The 17,067-nt window shown below is 68.0% G+C and carries 15 protein-coding genes and 2 pseudogenes; 8 read left to right on the forward strand and 9 right to left on the reverse strand.

All coding sequences use genetic code 11. The annotated features are described in order from the left end of the window. Positions 1–91: 91 nt before the first annotated feature. The 3 genes and pseudogenes from ACWDA7_RS40820 to ACWDA7_RS40830 form a co-directional block, all read right to left on the reverse strand. A complete protein-coding gene (locus ACWDA7_RS40820; RefSeq protein ID WP_450611622.1) occupies positions 92–466 on the reverse strand; it encodes an SgcJ/EcaC family oxidoreductase in 375 nt (124 codons plus the stop codon). Positions 467–486: 20 nt separating this feature from the next. Further along, entirely contained in the window at positions 487–1,200 is a 714-nt protein-coding gene (locus ACWDA7_RS40825) for an SDR family NAD(P)-dependent oxidoreductase (RefSeq protein ID WP_450611624.1), read from the reverse strand. A gap of 271 nt (positions 1,201–1,471) precedes the next feature. Then, a pseudogene (locus ACWDA7_RS40830) lies at positions 1,472–1,897 on the reverse strand (FAD-dependent oxidoreductase); the annotation flags it as partial. Between the two features lie 528 nt (positions 1,898–2,425). Between ACWDA7_RS40830 and ACWDA7_RS40835 the strand changes: the two are divergent. From ACWDA7_RS40835 to ACWDA7_RS40855, 5 genes are all read left to right on the forward strand, one after another. Beyond that, positions 2,426–3,106 carry a PAS domain S-box protein gene (locus tag ACWDA7_RS40835; RefSeq protein WP_450611626.1) on the forward strand — a complete coding sequence of 227 codons (681 nt, stop codon included), beginning with the start codon at positions 2,426–2,428 and terminating at the stop codon, positions 3,104–3,106. After that, on the forward strand, positions 3,106–3,984 hold the full coding sequence (locus ACWDA7_RS40840) for a GAF domain-containing protein (protein ID WP_450611628.1): 879 nt from the start codon (positions 3,106–3,108) through the stop codon (positions 3,982–3,984). The genes ACWDA7_RS40835 and ACWDA7_RS40840 overlap by 1 nt, the downstream gene beginning before the upstream one ends. Continuing rightward, on the forward strand, positions 3,950–5,101 hold the full coding sequence (locus ACWDA7_RS40845) for a SpoIIE family protein phosphatase (RefSeq protein WP_450611630.1): 1,152 nt from the start codon (positions 3,950–3,952) through the stop codon (positions 5,099–5,101). The genes ACWDA7_RS40840 and ACWDA7_RS40845 overlap by 35 nt, the downstream gene beginning before the upstream one ends. A gap of 193 nt (positions 5,102–5,294) precedes the next feature. Then, a complete protein-coding gene (locus tag ACWDA7_RS40850) occupies positions 5,295–6,179 on the forward strand; it encodes an IS110 family transposase (protein ID WP_450611632.1) in 885 nt (294 codons plus the stop codon). 140 nt (positions 6,180–6,319) lie between these two features. Further along, on the forward strand, positions 6,320–6,859 hold the full coding sequence (locus ACWDA7_RS40855) for a 2'-5' RNA ligase family protein (protein ID WP_450611633.1): 540 nt from the start codon (positions 6,320–6,322) through the stop codon (positions 6,857–6,859). 460 nt (positions 6,860–7,319) lie between these two features. On the opposite strand, the gene ACWDA7_RS40860 is transcribed toward ACWDA7_RS40855, so the two are convergent. From ACWDA7_RS40860 to ACWDA7_RS40880, 5 genes and pseudogenes are all read right to left on the reverse strand, one after another. Next, positions 7,320–7,982 (reverse strand): adenylate kinase family protein, encoded by a 663-nt coding sequence (locus ACWDA7_RS40860; protein WP_450611635.1) that lies wholly within the window; start codon positions 7,980–7,982, stop codon positions 7,320–7,322. Between the two features lie 38 nt (positions 7,983–8,020). Then, on the reverse strand, positions 8,021–8,311 hold the full coding sequence (locus tag ACWDA7_RS40865; protein ID WP_450611637.1) for a barstar family protein: 291 nt from the start codon (positions 8,309–8,311) through the stop codon (positions 8,021–8,023). A gap of 113 nt (positions 8,312–8,424) precedes the next feature. Next, positions 8,425–9,897, reverse strand: coding sequence for a sialidase family protein (locus ACWDA7_RS40870; protein WP_450611639.1), 1,473 nt, complete (start codon positions 9,895–9,897; stop codon positions 8,425–8,427). A 683-nt stretch (positions 9,898–10,580) separates the two neighbouring features. Further along, positions 10,581–10,819, reverse strand: a pseudogene (locus ACWDA7_RS40875) (helix-turn-helix domain-containing protein); the annotation flags it as partial. Positions 10,820–10,885: 66 nt separating this feature from the next. Further along, the gene (locus tag ACWDA7_RS40880; RefSeq protein WP_450611640.1) at positions 10,886–11,170 is read right to left on the reverse strand and encodes a hypothetical protein; all 285 of its coding nucleotides are present in this window, start codon (positions 11,168–11,170) and stop codon (positions 10,886–10,888) included. A gap of 1,340 nt (positions 11,171–12,510) precedes the next feature. On the opposite strand from ACWDA7_RS40880, the gene ACWDA7_RS40885 reads away from it, so the two are divergent. From ACWDA7_RS40885 to ACWDA7_RS40895, 3 genes are all read left to right on the forward strand, one after another. Then, positions 12,511–13,365 (forward strand): alpha/beta hydrolase family protein, encoded by an 855-nt coding sequence (locus ACWDA7_RS40885; protein ID WP_450611642.1) that lies wholly within the window; start codon positions 12,511–12,513, stop codon positions 13,363–13,365. Between the two features lie 162 nt (positions 13,366–13,527). After that, complete coding sequence (locus tag ACWDA7_RS40890; protein WP_450611644.1) at positions 13,528–14,025, forward strand: VOC family protein; 498 nt, start codon at positions 13,528–13,530, stop codon at positions 14,023–14,025. Between the two features lie 71 nt (positions 14,026–14,096). After that, the gene (locus ACWDA7_RS40895; RefSeq protein ID WP_450611646.1) at positions 14,097–14,723 is read left to right on the forward strand and encodes an alpha/beta hydrolase; all 627 of its coding nucleotides are present in this window, start codon (positions 14,097–14,099) and stop codon (positions 14,721–14,723) included. 44 nt (positions 14,724–14,767) lie between these two features. Here the strand turns inward: ACWDA7_RS40895 and ACWDA7_RS40900 are convergent, their stop codons facing one another. Then, complete coding sequence (locus tag ACWDA7_RS40900; protein WP_450611648.1) at positions 14,768–15,976, reverse strand: globin domain-containing protein; 1,209 nt, start codon at positions 15,974–15,976, stop codon at positions 14,768–14,770. Between the last annotated feature and the right edge of the window lie 1,091 nt (positions 15,977–17,067).

The following is a 17,067-nucleotide window of genomic DNA, read 5'->3' on the forward strand; positions in this document are numbered from 1 at the left end:
CGGAACAGCCGCCCCAGTAGGGAACGCCCCACCCAGAGGCGAGACACCCGAACAGGAACTGGTCGGACGGCATCCCATCACAGGATGACTCTTAGGAGGTGAGGCGGGAGACCTGGTAGTGGCCGATGAGCCAGTCGTCGTCCGAACGCCGCAGCAGGACGCCGAGGTTCACGGCGAGCGTGGGCCGGTCTGTGAACGAGAAGTCGATCGCCAGGTATCCGAGCACGAGGTCGTCGGAAAGGCGCCTGATCTCCAGGACGCGATAGTCGGCCGACAGGCCCAGGGGCTGGGACGCGTAGTAGTCGGCGACGCCCTGCCGTCCGACGCTGTAGGGGTGCAGCCCCTGGAAGACCGCGTCCTCGGTGAAGCAGGAGGCGGCCCGCTCCGGCTCGTGGTGGTCGACGGCCTCCTTCCACCGGTCGAGGACGTCGCGCAGGATCGCTTCGGTGTCTGTCGTGCTCTGCATCACGGTTCTCCTTTCGGTGTTCAGTGGCCTGCGCTCATGCCGCCGTCGACGTGGAGAATCTCGCCGGTGACGAACGGGGCGTTCTCCAGATAGATCACCGCGTCCACGATGTCGCTCTGCTCACCCATCCGGCCGACGGGGTGCAGGGCTGCGAGGACCTCATGGGACTCCTCGGGGTGCATGGGGGTCTTGATGGTGCCCGGCGAGACGGCGTTGGTGCGGATGCCGCGACCGGCGTACTCGATGGCCAGGGACTTGGTGGCGGACTGCAGACCGCCCTTGGTGAGCGAGGCGAGCACCGAGGGGACTCGGGAGTCGGCGTTGTCGACCAGGCTGGTCGTGATGTTGACGATGTGACCACCGCCCTGGGTGAGCATCTGCTCGATGGCCAGTTGGGTGATGCGGAAGAAGCCGGCGAGGTTCACGCCGGCGATCGCGGCGTAGTCGTCCTGGGTGTAGTCGGTGAAGGGCTTGGCGATGAAGATTCCCGCGTTGTTGACCAGGGTGTCGACGCGGCCGAACCGATCCACGGCGGCGGCGATGGCACGTTCGGCGGTGGCGGGGTCGGCGATGTCGCCCTGAACCGTCAGGACGTCCGCGTCGTCGACGGGGGCGATGGTGCGGGACGTGGCGACGACGGCGTGGCCGAGCTTGCGGTAGGCGTCGACCAGGCCGGCGCCGATGCCCTGCGAGGCGCCGGTGATGACGGCGACCTTCTGCTGCTGAGTGCTCATGATGACCTTCTTCGAGAGGAGGGCGGGGATCCGTGAGACGGTTCCGGTCGCTAGCCGACCGGTCAACTAATCGATAATCTAGGCCGCCTGCCGAGAAGAAGTCAAAGGTCAGGGGGGCTTGGGCCAGGTCCTGATTCCTCCCGGTTAATAGGCGCGGCCTCCCAGCGCCGGTCAGCCCCCATTACCTTCTTCGTGGCCCCGCAATGGGGCTCCTGGCCTCTGGAGCCGGCATGACTGGTCCCCCTGTCGAACGCATGGCCCGGGGGTGGTGTCATCGGCACCGGAGGCATCGGCACCGCTGATCAGGGGCATGACCACCGGCTTTCTCCGGAGGCTGGAAGGCTCTTCGTAATGTGAATGTGGCGATCCCCCGCCCCTGGCACAGTCGCGGCCCGGCATCGTCGCCCGTGACCACGACCAGACTCACCGGGGGACCATCGTTTCTGCCCATACGGCCCGTAGGGCGAGACCCGATGTCCACCCAGGCGTTGCTAGGGGCCCGCTGTCCGACCTGGTCGCCGAGGACGCGCCGCAGGGGCAGCGGTGCCGGGTCGACCATGGTCACCTGTGCTCCACGGGTGTGGGCGGCGGCGACCTCGCAGCCGATCCAGCCGGCGCCGAGGATCACCCGGGCGCCGTCGGTCAGTTCCCCGCGCGATGCCAGGGCGTTGTGCAGCGTCCGCAGCAGGTGCACGCCGGGGCCCGTCGAACCCGGGCAGGGTCCGCGGCCGGGAGTCGGTGGCCAGCAGCAGCCGGTCGTATCCGTGTTCCACGCCGTCGGCGTCGACGATCACGTGGTGGGCCGGGCGCAGGGCGGTGATGGCGGCGCCGTGGTGCCGACGGTACGGAAACCATCGCCGCGGCCGGGGTACACACCCGGGCCAGGTCAGTGCTGGGCCCTGGACGAAGAGATCACCGGCATCGACGTGCAGATGAGGGGCCCCACTGTAGGGGAGTCCACCGACACGTCTGCGGGTTGCGGGTGCGGCGGCCGGTGGAGCTCTTGCGCGTCCAGGGTCACGGCGAAAGGCACGCCGAGCGCGATCCGGCGCGTCCCGGCCCCGGATCAGGCGCAATCCCGTACACCACTTCCTGAGACAACCTCCACGTCCCGGCAGCTCCCATGAGGTACGCGGCTAGATCACGCCTCTTGAGAGGCTGCTCCTACCAAAGGCGACAAAGTTGGTCATAGCGTCACCCCTGGTCGCGAGCGCAGCCTGGGAAGATGCGAAACGAGCCAGCCGACCGGTCGGCTACCCCGGACACGCAAAGGGCCAAGCCCGAGGCGAACCTCATCGCAGGGGCGCAGACGGGAGGAGCGATGGACGGTTCCACAGGAATGGCAATCACCTCGGCTCAGACCGCCTTCCAGACGGCCAGCGCGGCGATAGCCCTTCTCGACACGGAGGGGACGGTGGTCGGGTGGACGCAGGCGGCCGAGCGGCTTGTCGGCTACTCGGCCGCGCACATGGTGGGGCGGTCCGCTGCCCTCCTGCTGGCATCTGCTGAAGACTGGTCGAAGGCATCGGCGTTCTCCGAGCAGAGCAGTGCCCAGGGTCGCTGGATCAGCTTCGCGGAGCTCCGTCACCGCGACGGCCGCAGGATCGACGTGCGCCTGTGCGTGTCGTCGCTGTCAGGACAGGACGGCCGGGCCCGCTGGGTCGTATCGGCGACTGACAAGGCCGCGCTTTCCTCGTGGGCGGCAAACAGCTCGGTAGTGGACTCGCTCCAGACTGCGCTGGACCGCCGCCTACCGATCGGCGTCGTGATACGCGACACCCAGCTGCGCTGCACCTGGGTGAATGGCACCCAGGGCTCCAAGGACGGCATCCCTATCCAGCGGCGGCTGGGGCGCAGGCTGACGGAGGCAGCGCCAGGCGGGAGACCGAAACGCTGGAGACGCTGATGCACCAGGTGCTGGCGAGCGGCGCCCCGGCGCTCAACGTGGAATACCGGGCCTTTCTGCCGACGAATGTGCGCGACGACCGTACGATGACGGCCTCCTACCACCGCCTTGACGGCGCAGACGGTCGTGCCTTGGGCGTATGCCAGCTGAGTTTCGATGTCACCGACAGCCGACGGGCGCGCGAGCGTCTCGCGATCTTGGGCGAGGCCAGTAAGCGGATCGGAACCACCTTGGACGTCATGCGAACCGCGCAGGAACTGGCTGACCTCGCGGTGCCGCTCTTCGCGGACTACGCCGCCGTCGACCTGGCGGAGTCGGTCCCGCTCGGCGAGGAGCCCCTGGCCCGCTTCGGCTTGGGCGGACGTATCCCCACCTTCCGTCGCGTGGGCCTGGCCTCGATCCGCCAGGGGTCACCGGAGTCCGTGTTCGCGCGGGGGGAGCCGGTCTTTATCGCGCAGGACTGTCCCTTCGCCCGCGTCCTGCGCTCCGGAGAGTCCTACTTCGAGTCGACACTGGACATCTCTCCCGGCTCCTGCCTCGGGCAGGAGGACCCGGCACAGGCACAGAAGTTCCGCGAACACGCGATGCACTCCTTCATGGTCGTCCCGATCCACGCGCGGGGCGCCGTGCTGGGCATGGCGGTGTTCGCGCGGACGCAGGACCGTCTGCCGTTCGAGGAGGACGACTTGCTCCTGGCCGAGGAAGTCGTCAGCTGGGCCGCGCTGTCCTTGGACAATGCACGCCGATATGCGCGCGAACGCTCCGCGGCCCTGGCCCTGCAGCGCCACCTGCTCCCCCGCCGCGCAACCGGCGGGTCGGCCGCCGAGGTGGCCTGGCACTACCTTGCCTGCCGACGGTCACTACGGCGTCGGGGGTGACTGGTTCGATGTGATCCCGCTGCCCGGCGCCCGGACCGCACTGGTCGTCGGCGACGTGGTCGGACACGGCATCAACGCCGCGGCGACCATGGGCAGACTCCGCACCGCCGTACGCACCCTGGCCGCCATGGACCTTCCCCCGGACGAACTGCTGGCCCACCTCGACGACTTGATCGTCCACCTCACCGAGGCGGACGCCGACCCGAGGGATCCGGACACCGTGACGATGGCGGCCACCTGCCTGTACGCCGTCTACGACCCGGCCACCCGCACCTGCACGATGGCCCGGGCCGGCCACCCCCCGCCCGCGATCGTCGACCCGCACGGCGACGTCACCTTCCCGGATCTGCCCACTGGAGCCCCGCTCGGTCTCGGGCTGCTCCCCTTTGAGTCCGTGGAGCTGGAACTGCCCGAGGCAAGCGTGCTCGCCCTCTACAGCGACGGCCTGATCGAGTCCCGCGACCAGGACATCGACGTCGGCATGGACCGGCTGGCAACCGCCCTGGCACGCCCCGGCCTCCCCCTGGAATCCCTCTGCTCGTCCGCGATCGACACGCTGCCGGCCAAGGCACCGAGTGACGATGTCACACTGCTCCTCGCACGAACCCGCACGCTGGGTCCGAGCCAGGTCGCCTCATGGCAGCTGCCGGCCGACCCAGCCGTCGTCAGCCATGCCCGCGCCCTGGCCATCCGCCAGCTGAACCAGTGGGGACTAGAGCAACTGGCCGAGTCCACGGAACTGATCGTCAGCGAACTGGTCACCAACGCCATCCGTCACGGCACCGGCATCATCGGCCTGCGCCTCATCCGACATGATGTGCTGACCTGCGAGGTCTCCGACACCAGCAGCAGCTACCCACGCCTGCGCCATCCCCGCACCACCGACGAGAACGGCCGCGGCCTCCTCCTCGTCTCAAAGCTGTCCCGCAGATGGGGAACCCGCTACACACCCGACGGCAAACTGATCTGGGCCGACCAGCAACTGACACCCGGCTCACTGGTGCCCACGGCCCACGATTCAGCCGTTACCAACAGAGGCCTACGAGGATCAACTCGACCGAGCGCGGGAGTGTCTGACTTGTTGAATCGACCGCAGGCGCTCGGTCTGCAGCCGTAGCGTCCAGGGTGCCGGTCGGCACGGGCTCGTGTAGTGTCTTGCCGCCCTGCGGGCTGGCTCATGATTCGCGTGCCGCCGCCGTCCGGCACCCGCGCGGTGTGGCTCGACAGAGGCATGAATGTGTGTGACTGCTACTTCAAGTCAGAGTGCCCACCGCACATTTCTGCCCGTCAGCCGCCAGGTCAGGATGCACATGATCATCATCGGGATCGATCCCCACAAGTCCTCGCACACCGCAGTCGCTGTCGATGCAGCAGGCCACAAGATTGGTCAGCGGCGGTTCGTCGTCAACTCCGGGACCTCCGGTCGGCTTCTGCACTGGTGCGCGCAGTGGCCGGAGCGCCGGTTCGCGATCGAAGGCGCCAGCGGTCTCGGTCGGTCTCTTGCTCAGCAGCTGGCCGCCGCGGACGAGGATGTCGTCGACGTGCCTTCCACCTTGTCGGCCAGGGCCCGTCTTCTGGCCACCGGCGGGGACCGGAAGACCGACCCCGCGGACGCTCTCCACGTGGCCCAGGTCGCGCTCTTCCGCACTGATCTGCGCAAGGTCACCGCGGAGGACCAGTCCACGATCCTGCGGCTGCTGACCGAGCGGCACGACGACCTGACCGGCGAGCGGACCCGTATCGTCAACCGTCTCCACGCGGTACTTCGCGACCTATTGCCCGGTGGCGCCCCCACACGGCTGTCGGCAGAGAAGGCCGCGACTTTGATGAAGGGCATCCGGCCGGCCACTGCGACGGACCACTGCCGCCGGGACATCGCTCGTGATCTGCTGGCCGACCTGCGCAGGCTTGACCGGCAGGTCAAGGACAACGAGGCCCAGATGCGCGATGCTCCCGCTGCCGCACGAACCAACCTGACGTCGCTGCCCGGACTGGGCACGGTACTGGCTGCGAAGCTCCCGGGCCACGTCGGCGACATCAGCCGCTTCCCGACAGAACACCACTTCGCCAGCTACGTCGGCAGCGCGCCCTTGGACACCTCCAGCGGCAAACGGGTACGCCATCGGCTCAACACCGGGGGGACTTCACAGGTCCACAAGCCTGCCCGATCCGCGGGCCAGCGTAGGGGGCCATGATCACTCGCGCCAAAGCAGCTCCCGCCCAAAGTCGTTCCGCCGACCTCGCGCGCAAATCTGCCCTGTGCCACGGATCGCTCATGCCCATGGACGCATATTGAGTGCTGCCGTCGACCTCTGAGGTGGCAGCATGCCGTGTCATGGCAGACGACAGCACGAGTAGGTTTCAGGCAGGCCAGACGGGACTCATCGTCAGGTTCCCGGACGCCGAGCCAGCCGTCCGCGCATGGCGTGAACGATTCGATCCGTCAGCCCGAGCAGGGGTTCCAGCACATGTCACTGTGCTCTTCCCGTTCCTCGACGAGAGCCGAATAGATGCGCGTGTCTGCTCGACTCTCGCTGACATGCTCGGCAGGCACCATGCCTTTGACCTGCGGTGGGAGAGCTGTGGACGGTTCCCGGGGGTGCTGTATCTCGCTCCTGAGCCAGACACACAGTTGCGGCGGCTCACCGAGGTGATTGCTGACCGGTGGCCCGAGGCCCCTCCCTATGGCGGCAAGTTCACCGAGGTCGTGCCCCACTTGACGATCGCTGACGGTCAGGACGATGGTGTCCTGGATGAGATTGAAGCCGACCTTCTCGGCAAACTGCCCATCACGTCCCGGGCCTCGTCAGTCGACCTCATGGTGTATGACGGCGCGAAGTGGCAAAAGCGGGCGTCGTTCGCACTCCATGACTGAAAGGGCCGTGAGCTTGACCGGTCCGCCGCAGTAGGCAGCGGACCAACTGAGAAATCGACACCTACGAAGCGCGGTAGAGATCCGAGCTCGCCCGAAAAGCAGAGGGCCGGACGTGTCCCGCGTGCCCGCCGCATGCCCGATACGGCGGGATCTGCCGGGGACTCACGGGGAACACGGCGTCACAGACGCTCCCGTCCAGGTCAGAGACCTGCCAGGTCAGCCGCCGTCCACATACGCACTCTTCCAAACTAGCTACGCGGATACGATTCCCGTCGCCCGCTCCACACGGCAAGAGTCCAGCCCAGGAGCTATGAACTCCACTCTGAACCTTCGTCGTTGACTGGCAGTCAGTCAGACCGCGTGCGCCGACCGCATCAGCCCGTCAGGCCTCTTGTACCGAGCCCGCCAGCGCCCGGAGGGAAGCTTCCGCAAGCGGCTTCACATCACCCGTCAGCCGATGTCAGCGGCCGTACTGCCGGAGCGCAGTGATCGCGCGCCTGGTTATCTCGTCGGAGGTGCCGACAGCGTGGACCGTGACGAGGAGGTTATGCCCGGCGTTGTGCTCGGTGATCGGCTCCATCATCGCTGCGTGATTGCTGAACCGACCGCGGATGCTGTTCTCGTTGTCGTCCTCGCGTTGATAGAGCTCACCGCCGCAGACGTGACAGAGGTCGTCGAGGACGGGGCGATCCACATCAGGCTCGTAGCGGTGGGTCGGGTCGTTGCGGCAGAGGCGACGAGCCGCCTGGTGGCGGACGCGACGCTCGACTTCCTCCTCGGGAAGGTGCAGGTGCAACACGGCGTCGAGGGGCTTGCCGAGCTCGTGGAGGAGCTCGTCCAGAGCGAGCGCTTGGGCGGCGCTGCGCGGGTGTCCGTCGAGGAGGAAGTCCGCGGGGGCCGCCCGGTGCAGGCGGTCTCCGATGATCACGGTGAAGATCTCGTCCGGGAGCAGTCTGCCGGAGTTCATGATCTCGACGGCTCGGATCCCCAGCTCGGTCCCTTGCAAGAGGTGCGCGCGCATGAGGTCGCCGAAGTTGATGCCCGGCACAGCCAGGGCCCCAGCCAGCGAAGCGGCCGGCGCTTCCCGCCCGGACGCGGGTGGTTGGAAGAGGACGACGCGCACGGTTCATCACTCCTTAGCTTCACTCTGAATTCCCAAGCTCAGGTCTCGGATCCGGCCAACCCGTCGAACTCGACTTTCAGATCGGGCCAGTACTCGCGGCGGTACTGGTCGAGTTGGTAGGCGAGCATGGCGGCTCCGCGCGGCACGCTCTCCGAGAGGTGAGCCCAGCCGACGAACCGAAGGTGGCCAGGGATCTCGGCCAAGCCCGTCACAGCGTCCCAGAACGCATCCCAGTTGCGCCCGTTGAACGACGGGAAGCCCAGTTCACGCGCAAGCAACTCATGCAGCTGGCGTTCCTCTTCCTCCGACCCGACGTCAATCGTGATCACGTCCGACGTGCTCCCAGATGCAACAACACCGAGCCGTCCCTGGGCCGTGCGAGGTGAACCAACACGGCCGACCGGACCGAGATTCACTCGAACTGTCGTGGCGTCCTGGGCAGTCACCGGGTGCGGAGACTGCCCGAGTACACGTCCGTACGGTTCTGTGGTGCGCCGGAGTGGGTCTCGGTGAGCACCGCCCGTACTCCCTTGCCGTCCGCCACCAGGCCTTGGTAGTCGCCGAGGAAATAGCCCCCGGCGAACGGCGCCTGCAGCCAGTCGAAGACCCGCGAGATCCGTCGTCCGGTCCGGTGCTTCGGGTCGCCGTGCGGCAGTGTGGCCAGCTGATAGGTAGTGGGCAGGGTGGTGGTGTCGCCCGGCTTGAGGAAGCGCAGGTCGTAGTAGGTGAGCGCGACCGTGCCCCGCTCGTCGACCGCGATCGACGGTGAGAACGCCGGCACGCCTTCCGGGCTGATCAGCTCTGGGGTCCCCCAGGTGCGTCCGCCGTCGGTGGAGCGCACGAGCTGGACGGAGTCGAACCTGCCGCCGGAGAAGTCCGAGCCCTCGTAGGCCATGTACAGCGTGCCCGTCCTGGGGTCGACGGCCGGGCTGGGCAGGGTGGCCGCGGCGCGCAGCGGCTTGGTGGGGTCGTTCGGGTCGACCTCCGGTACGGAGGTGTCCCGGGCCACGGTGATCGGGGGGCTCCAGGTCTCTCCGGCGTCGGTCGAGGTAACCATCGCGTAGTGGGCTTCGACAACGGTGCTCAGGTCGTCGGAGTAGGTGATCCGGTCGAAGAAGTCGTACAGGGTGCCGGTGCGCCGGTCGACGACGATCAGATGGCCGATGGTCTGGGTGTTGGGCACGGTGCTGGTGTCGACGAACGGCCGAGCCTTGCTCCAGGTGCGGCCGCCGTCGCGCGTGAGGGAGATGTAGCCCGGACCGTCGAGGGAGCTCGGTCCGGGAGGGTCGTTGTCGAGACGGTCCCAGACCTGGTATGCGGTGCCCTTGCGGATCGGGTCGGCGGTGAGAGAGGGCTTGTCGTTGAAGAACGGCTGTTCGTCGACGTGTGTGGTGGTGAGGTTCCGCCAGGTGCGGCCGCCGTCGCGGGACGTGGCGGCCAGGAGGGCACTGCGTGTGCTCCTCGTGAAGTCGACGCCCTCTCCGCCAGCGTAGACGGTACCGTCCGGTCCGGTGCTCGCCCAGGGGTCGGAGGCCCGTTCGAAGTCCGCGCCGCCGGGGGCGCACAGGCTGAACGGCAGCGTGCTCCGGTGGAAGGTGCGGCCGTCCCTGGTCCAGCCGGCCGCCAGGCCGCGGGCGCCGCCGTCGTTCCAGCGGTCCTGCTGGAACACGGTAACCACGCGCTTCGGGTCGCGCGGATCGACGGAGAGGTACGGCTCGACCTCGGTGCCCGGGTAGACGACGCTGTCGGGGGACCTCGCGCCGATGGTGCAGTCGGCGTACGGGTCCCCCTGGGACACCTTGGTCAGTGGTGTGCTGTCGGGGTTCCGGTCTGCCGCGGCGGGAGTCGCGCCGGTGACCGTGACGAGCAGGAGCGCGGCGGTGGTGACGGCGGTCAGGGCCAGGAAGACGCGCATGCGGGATCTCCTCCGGGCCTGGCGGCCGGGGCACAGGACCGCCGTCATCCAGGCGGCCGGGGGCGCGGAGGTGTACCGGAACACGGGGGCGGGGCGACTCCGCTTGATCCTTTTCGGCGCTGCGGCCGGTGCCCTTGATGGGCCGAACGGCGGAGTCCTCCCCGGCATCGTCGGGGAGCACGGCGGAGCCGACCGGCGGTGTACCGTGCCGGTCGGCTCCGTGGTCGTGCTGTTGTGGCGTCTGGTAGACCCCGGAGAGTGCCGTGTGCCGTGAGCCGCATGGCGGTTGGGGCTGCCGCCCGGGTCGGCCTCGGCTCAGACTTCTACGGGACGACCAAGTGATCGACTGCGTGGACCCGTCGGGCATGGTGCAGACGGTGCCGTCGTAGGGGCGTGAGGTGATCTGTCCGCGGCGGACATGCACTCGTCTTGGGTGATGTTCGGAGACGAGGCGGCCTCGGAGCTGACAGCGCCGACAGCGCTGATGCCGGCAAGGGTTGCCGCGGCCAGGGCGAGACCCAGAAGAACTGATTGTGTCGGCCGGAGGGGACAGCCCACCCTCCGCGTGGGCAACTGTCCATTCCCTTGCCTACGTTGCAAGGACCATGGTGGTCGGCCGGTGTTGATACTCCCGGGCCAGTCGAGGGACGACACCGACGATCGGACCGCCGAGCTGGATGCGGGGCGACCTGCGTCTCGCCGAGTTTTGACCGGCCCGGCGAGCCCTTCGACAGTAGCCCGGCCTCGCCCTGTTCGCGCCAGGCTCGGCGCCGCCGCTCCACCGACCGCACGCTTACTCGCAGCGCTGCAGCGACATCTGCGTTCTTGTGCCCGGTCTCGAAGCGTTCCACGGCCTGAAGCCGCAATTGCTCCCGCTTGCTGCTCTCGGCGTCGGTCAACCCACACCCTGCGCGTATCTCACGCCCCAGGATTACTGGGTGCCAGCAGGCGACGTTCCCCGAATGGCACGATCGCCACCAGGCCAACGTCAGTTCACTTGGGCGAGCTCCCACAGGCGCACCGTAGTCCCGTCCTTCGAGATCGTGTACCACCTGCCGCCCCCAGCTGCGCGCGCAGGTCCCGAGACTGGGACGGGGTAGGAGATCTCGCCAAGCAGGTCCATTCCCTTTACATCGACCAGCCAGTGACGGACCGACCCATACTGACCATCGCATTCGGAGGTGCCGGCAACGATGGTGTCCTCGTCCACGAACGCCGCTTCGAAATCCCAGTAGACCCTGTCCTTGCCGGTGTTCTGCGGGTGCGCCGGCACGGCGTCCGAGGCGTCCAGTTCCCGCGTGACCTTCGAGCCGTGCTCCAGCGTACCCGAACTCGTGCGCGAACTCCGGCCAGATCAGGGTCAGACGGCCGCACGTGCTCGCCGAGGCGGACACCCACAGGCACGCGACCGCAGCGTGGGAGCTGACCATGTAGGCGACGAGCTTGGCCAGCCTGCGAGTCTGGCACACCACGCACAGCCTGCCGGCGGCCGAGAACGGGCTGCTGGCCGGTGCCCACAGGCAGGTGATCCCGCCGGTGAGGCGGGGCACGCTCTACCGGGTCGCCGCCCTGCACCGGGGTCCGCTGGATGCCGGGCAGCGCGCTTTGGCCGCCTCGTTCGCGCTGTCGCACCGGCTGCTGCTGGCGGGCTCGGGCCGGCGGGTGCGGGCAAGACGACCGCGATGCGGGTGGTGGCGCGGGCCGTGGACGCGGCGGGCGACCTCTGGTCCCGCTCGCCACGTCCTCCCCCGCGGCGAAAGTCCTCGGCGATGACCTTCAGCTGCGCTCGCACACGCCCGCTGTAGCGGTCGGCGTCACAATGACATGGCCTTTCGTCACTCATGTCAGCAGCAGGTGAGCACCATCCGTCAGTGCCAACCATCAGGTCACTGAGCATGCGCCACTGACACTCAGATGACGATGCCTAACAATGCCTAACTGACGCTCCCCCACAGATCATCAAGGACTCCGACCACGCCGGAATGGCGTGGTGACCACCATCATGCCGGCCGCGCCGTTGGGGAAGAACAGCCGATGTTGCGAGAGCCGGTGCCAGGTAGTTAACTTTTCAACTTCTTGCAGGGTGGGCTATGTCATGGACCACCACACCGCAGACACGGAATAACCCCGACCACCCCAACCCGGCCGGGCAGCGACTCTCCCCTCCATCGCCGAGGGCTCATCGCGGCAGGCCCAGGCGTGAAGGCGACCAGGCGTTATCGTCAAATGATCTTGAGTAGTGGATCATGGTTGGGTGATACGACGCCATGAACTGTCCGATGCCGAGTGGGAGTTCGTCCGGCCGCTGCTGCCCGCGTCCTTGCGGGGACGCAAGCGATTGGACGACCGAAGGGTGCGGGCCGGCGCCCCGACCACGACCCCACCACGACAGGTCACGGCATTGCGCAGTCCGCCTGCCGGGCAGCCCCTGAGCGCCTGCGCATCGTGCGGCGCATCGCGACGGCTTCACCCCTTCCTGAAAGTGGGCGGGGAAAGCTGCAATCTCACGGAAATGGTTTAGCATTCAACCAGTGCGGCGACTGCTGACCCGGCAGCGCCATTGCCTGCACCTGTGCTGTGCGGTGCAGCAGGCGCAATAAGGGAGGAGGATCCATGGCCAGACGTACGACTGTCGTGACGTTCCCCGGAGCCCACGGGCAGAGCCTCGCGGGCAGACTCGAGCAGCCGCCCGGGGACGTGAGAGCCTATGCGCTGTTCGCCCACTGCTTCACCTGCTCCAAGGACAGTGCGGCGACCGTGCGCATCGCCCGTGCCCTCGCCGAGCGCGGCGTGGCGGCTCTCCGCTTCGACTTCACCGGGCTGGGCGAATCCGGGGGCGAGTTCTCTCAGACCAACTTCACCTCCACCGTCGACGACCTGGTCAGCGCGGCCGACTACCTGCGCGGCAGCCACCAGGCCCCTGCCCTGCTCATCGGTCACTCACTCGGGGGTGCCGCTGCCATCGCCGCTGCCGAGCGCATCCCGGAGGTCCAAGCCGTCGCCACCATCGGCGCCCCGGCGGACCCGTGGCATGTGCAGCACCTGCTCGCCCCGATCCGTGACCGCATCGCCTCCGACGGGGAGGCCGAGCTCAGCCTGGGCGGCCGTACCTTCCTCATCCGCGAGCAGTTCCTCGAGGACCTCGCGGAGCAACCGCAGCAGCGCAGGATCCGCGAACTCGGCTGCCCGCTGCTGGTCATGCACTCACCCCAGGACGAGGTCGTCGGCATCGGGAACGCCAGCGACATTTACAAGCGGGCACTCCACCCCAAATCCTTCGTCTCGCTCGACGGCGCAGATCACATGCTCACCCGCCAGGACGACGCCGCGTACGCCGCCGGAATCCTCGCCCAATGGGCCTCCCGCTACCTCGACGCCACAAGGCAACCGGCGCGTTCGCTCGCGGGTGACGGCGGCCATGCCACCTCGGACGACGTCATGCGGCCTCCTTCGACCACAGCCGCCTGAGCCTTTCGGGGCAAGGAGCAAACAACCGCGCCCGGCACGGGCACTGCCCACCGGGCAGCCGAGCAGGTGCCCCTCCCCTTGAGCCCGGCACATCCGCTGACGGCGACAAGCACCTCCCAGACCCAGCACCTCACTGCACAACCCGAGACAAGGAGTCACATCATGACCACCACCGACCCTGCCGCGCTTGAGACGAATCGCAACCGGATCCGTGTGGAGCATCTGCGTCCCGCCGACCGGCGCCCGGCCTCCTCCGCGCGCGGCCTGCACCACACCGCCCTGCTGAGCAGCGATGTGCTGACAACCGTGCGGTTCTACCAGGACATCCTGGAGTTCCCGCTCACCGAGCTCATCGAGAACCGGGACTACCCCGGCTCCTCCCACTTCTTCTTCGACATCGGCAACGGCAACCTGCTGGCCTTCTTCGACTTCCCCGGGCTGGATCTCGGTCCGTATGCCGAGGTGCTCGGAGGCCTCCACCACGTCGCCATCTCGGTCGACCCCGAACGCTGGCGGCACCTGGTCGACAAGCTGAAGCAGAACGGCATCGACCACGTCATCCACAGCGAGGTCTCGGTCTACTTCCGCGACCCGGACGGAGCGCGGCTGGAGCTCATCGCCGACCCGCTCGGCGAGATGTACGGCCACCAGGTGCTCTGACCCCGGACGCCGGACGCCCTGCCCCCGGCGTCCGGCCCGTCCCGCACACTTCCCCTGCCCGAAGGACCGCCATGCCCGACACCACCGCAGCGATGAACCGACCTCACGTATGGCGGCCTGGAAGCTCCGTACCGCCCCTGCTGCTCCTCCACGGAACCGGCGACGACGAACACGGCCTGGTGCCGCTGGGTGAGGACCTCGCGCCGGGATCGGCGCTGCTCTCCCCGCGGGGCACCGTCCTGGAGGGCACCATGCCCCGGTTCTTCCGGCGGTTGCGGGAGGGCGTGTTCGACGAGGACGACCTGCGGGAACGAGCCGACCAGCTCGCCGACTTCATCAACACAGCCGGCAGCACCTACGGCCTGCAGCCGGGGTCCCTGGTCGCCGTCGGCTTCTCCAACGGCGCCAACATGGCGGCAGCACTCCTGCTCCTCCACCCCGAACTGCTCGCCGGCGCCGTCCTCATCGCCTCCGTGCCCCCACTGACCAAGCCACCCGCGGCCGACCTCACCGGCCGGCGGGTACTGATCTCCAACGGGCTGCAGGACCCGATGGCGCGCCCCGAACAAACCCAGCTCCTGGCCGCTCAACTGCGCGCCAGGGGCGCGGGCGTCGACCTGCTGACCCACGACGGAGGGCACCGGGTGGAACCCGCGCATCTCCCGGCCGCGCGAAAGTTCCTGCGCCCGGCCGACTGAGCCCCACCCGGGCCACCCGGCCCGGGTGGCCCGGCGGGTTCGGGCTACTGCCTGCTGAGCCACAGGTCGGGCCCGAACACCTCGTAGTGCACCGATGCCGGGGGCAGACCATTGCCGATCAGGTGACCGCGCACCGACTGCATGAAGGGCAGCGGGCCGCAGAGGTAGGCCGTCGTGCCCTGCGGCAGCGCGAAATCGCTGAGATCAGCCCGTCCGTCCGCGGCCTTCAGTGCCGGATGTGCGTCGGCGCCCGACTCGTACCACAGGTGCATCGATCCGCCCGCCAGGCGGTCGACCAGCTCGACGTGCTCGTAGCGGTGGGCATGCGTGGCCGGCGAGCGGTCGGCGTGCACGACGATGACCCGTCGCGTGGAGCCCGTATTCGCCAAGTGGTCCAGCATGGAGAGCATGGGCGTCACGCCGATGCCTGCGGAAGCCAACAGCAACGGTGTGTCGGCGTCGGGGAAGATCAGGTCTCCGAAGGGCAGCGAGACGTTAAGGACGTCACCGACCTGTGCGTGGGTGTGCAGCCAGGTCGACACCTCGCCTTCGGGTCGGATGCCGTCCAGGGACCGCTCCCGCTTGACGGTGATCCGCCAGTCCTTCTGACTGGGAGCAGCCGAGAGGCTGTACTGCCGGATCTGCCGTGCGCCGTCGGGGAGTTCGACCTGAACGCTGACGTACTGCCCGGGCCGGAAAGACGGTGCGCGGGTGTTGTCGGTCCGTCGCAGGACGAAGGAGGCCGCGTCCTCGGACACCTCCTCGCGCTCCACGATTTCCATCTGCCGCCACACGTCGCCGTCCGCGACCGATGCCTGGGCGTACAGGCGGGCCTCCATGGCGATCAGGGCATTGGCCATCAGCCAGTAGACCTCGTCCCAGGCGGCCGCGACCTCGGGGGTGACAGCGTCTCCCAGGACGTCGGGGATGGCTCCCAGCAGGTGTCGGGCGACGATCGTGTACTGGTCGGAGGTGATGCCGAGGGAGGCGTGTTTGTTGGCGATCCGGCCCAGGATGGCGTCGGGCCGCTCATCCGGCCGCTCCACCAGCAGGGAGGCGAACGCGGCGACCGCTCCCGCCAGCGCGTCGCGCTGGCTGCCGTTGGCCTGGTTCCCCCGGTTGAACAGGTCCCTCAGCAGCTCGGGATGGGCCTCGAAGAGCCGCTGATAGAACAGTTCGGAGATGGCGGAGATGTTGGCCCCCACCACCGGGGCGGTGGCACGGACCACGGGCAGCGCCTGAGTGGACAGCATGCGGACTCCTCATATCTGACACCTGCGCTCTTGCCGAGCGCATCGCGGGCACCACAAGCAACCCGGCACAGGGCCGGAGCGGCCTGGCGCACCGCACGAACGGATCACCGGAGCGGACCGGCGAACTCGACCGGAGCGCTGACCACACACTAACTAAAGTTGCATTTGAGATGCATATTAAGAAGGTGATGTCGGCCTGTGGAACCAGTCACACGGTGTGGCGGTGCCACCGAACCATTCCCCGCCGCCGATGAGTGCGCGTCCGCGTCGCCGAGCGGCCGGCAGCCCGCGGCGTCATCCACCGCCCAGGCCGGGACGTCCCCGGCGACCGCACGGCCGGTGACTCACGACCCGGCGACGACCCCTTTGGGACCCGGGGGGCGACGCACTGCCCCTGGGGACGTCACAGAGGAGGCTCACATCAACAACCACCGTCGCACGCATACGACGCGTCCCATGGACCGCTCGGTGCGGGTGCGTACCCAGGCGTCCCCACGGTGACTACGCATCGCGTTCGGTGCGATCGCCCTCCGACCGGGCACGGAAGCTGCCCGGGCTGTCGGCACGGCAGCAGGTGTGGACGCCGAAGCAGTCACGCTCCCCTGATGAGGGCTGCGGACATGCGGGCGCCGAGACCACCGTCGCGGTTCACGACTACGGCTCCTTCCCCTGCGGCATAGTCATCCCTTATACCCACATTCGCGCTGATCCTCTACCGGAGCCACATGGAGCGCCCTACAGTCTGAGACCTGCCCAAACGTTCGAGGAACGGCTGCGCCAAGAGGTCAGGGCCATCGGCCCGGGCCAACGCTCTGCGTCAGTTGCAGCAACTCGGCGACATCGAGCCATTACTTGCGTTTCACAAGTAATAGGCATATCTCCATGCTCGGGACCCCCGCTCCCGAGCGCAGGCATCTCTACATGGTCCCTTTTATCCGTATATCGCACGCAGCGCGAGCCGCTACGGCTCCCCGTAACCCCGTGCGAAACACGCATCGAGGAGTACACGCATGTCCAGCAACACTCTCGACTTCACCGGGCAGAAGGTCATCGTCATCGGCGGTACCAGCGGTATGGGGCTGGCTTCCGCC

The organism is Streptomyces sp. NPDC001156 (genome assembly GCF_053598275.1).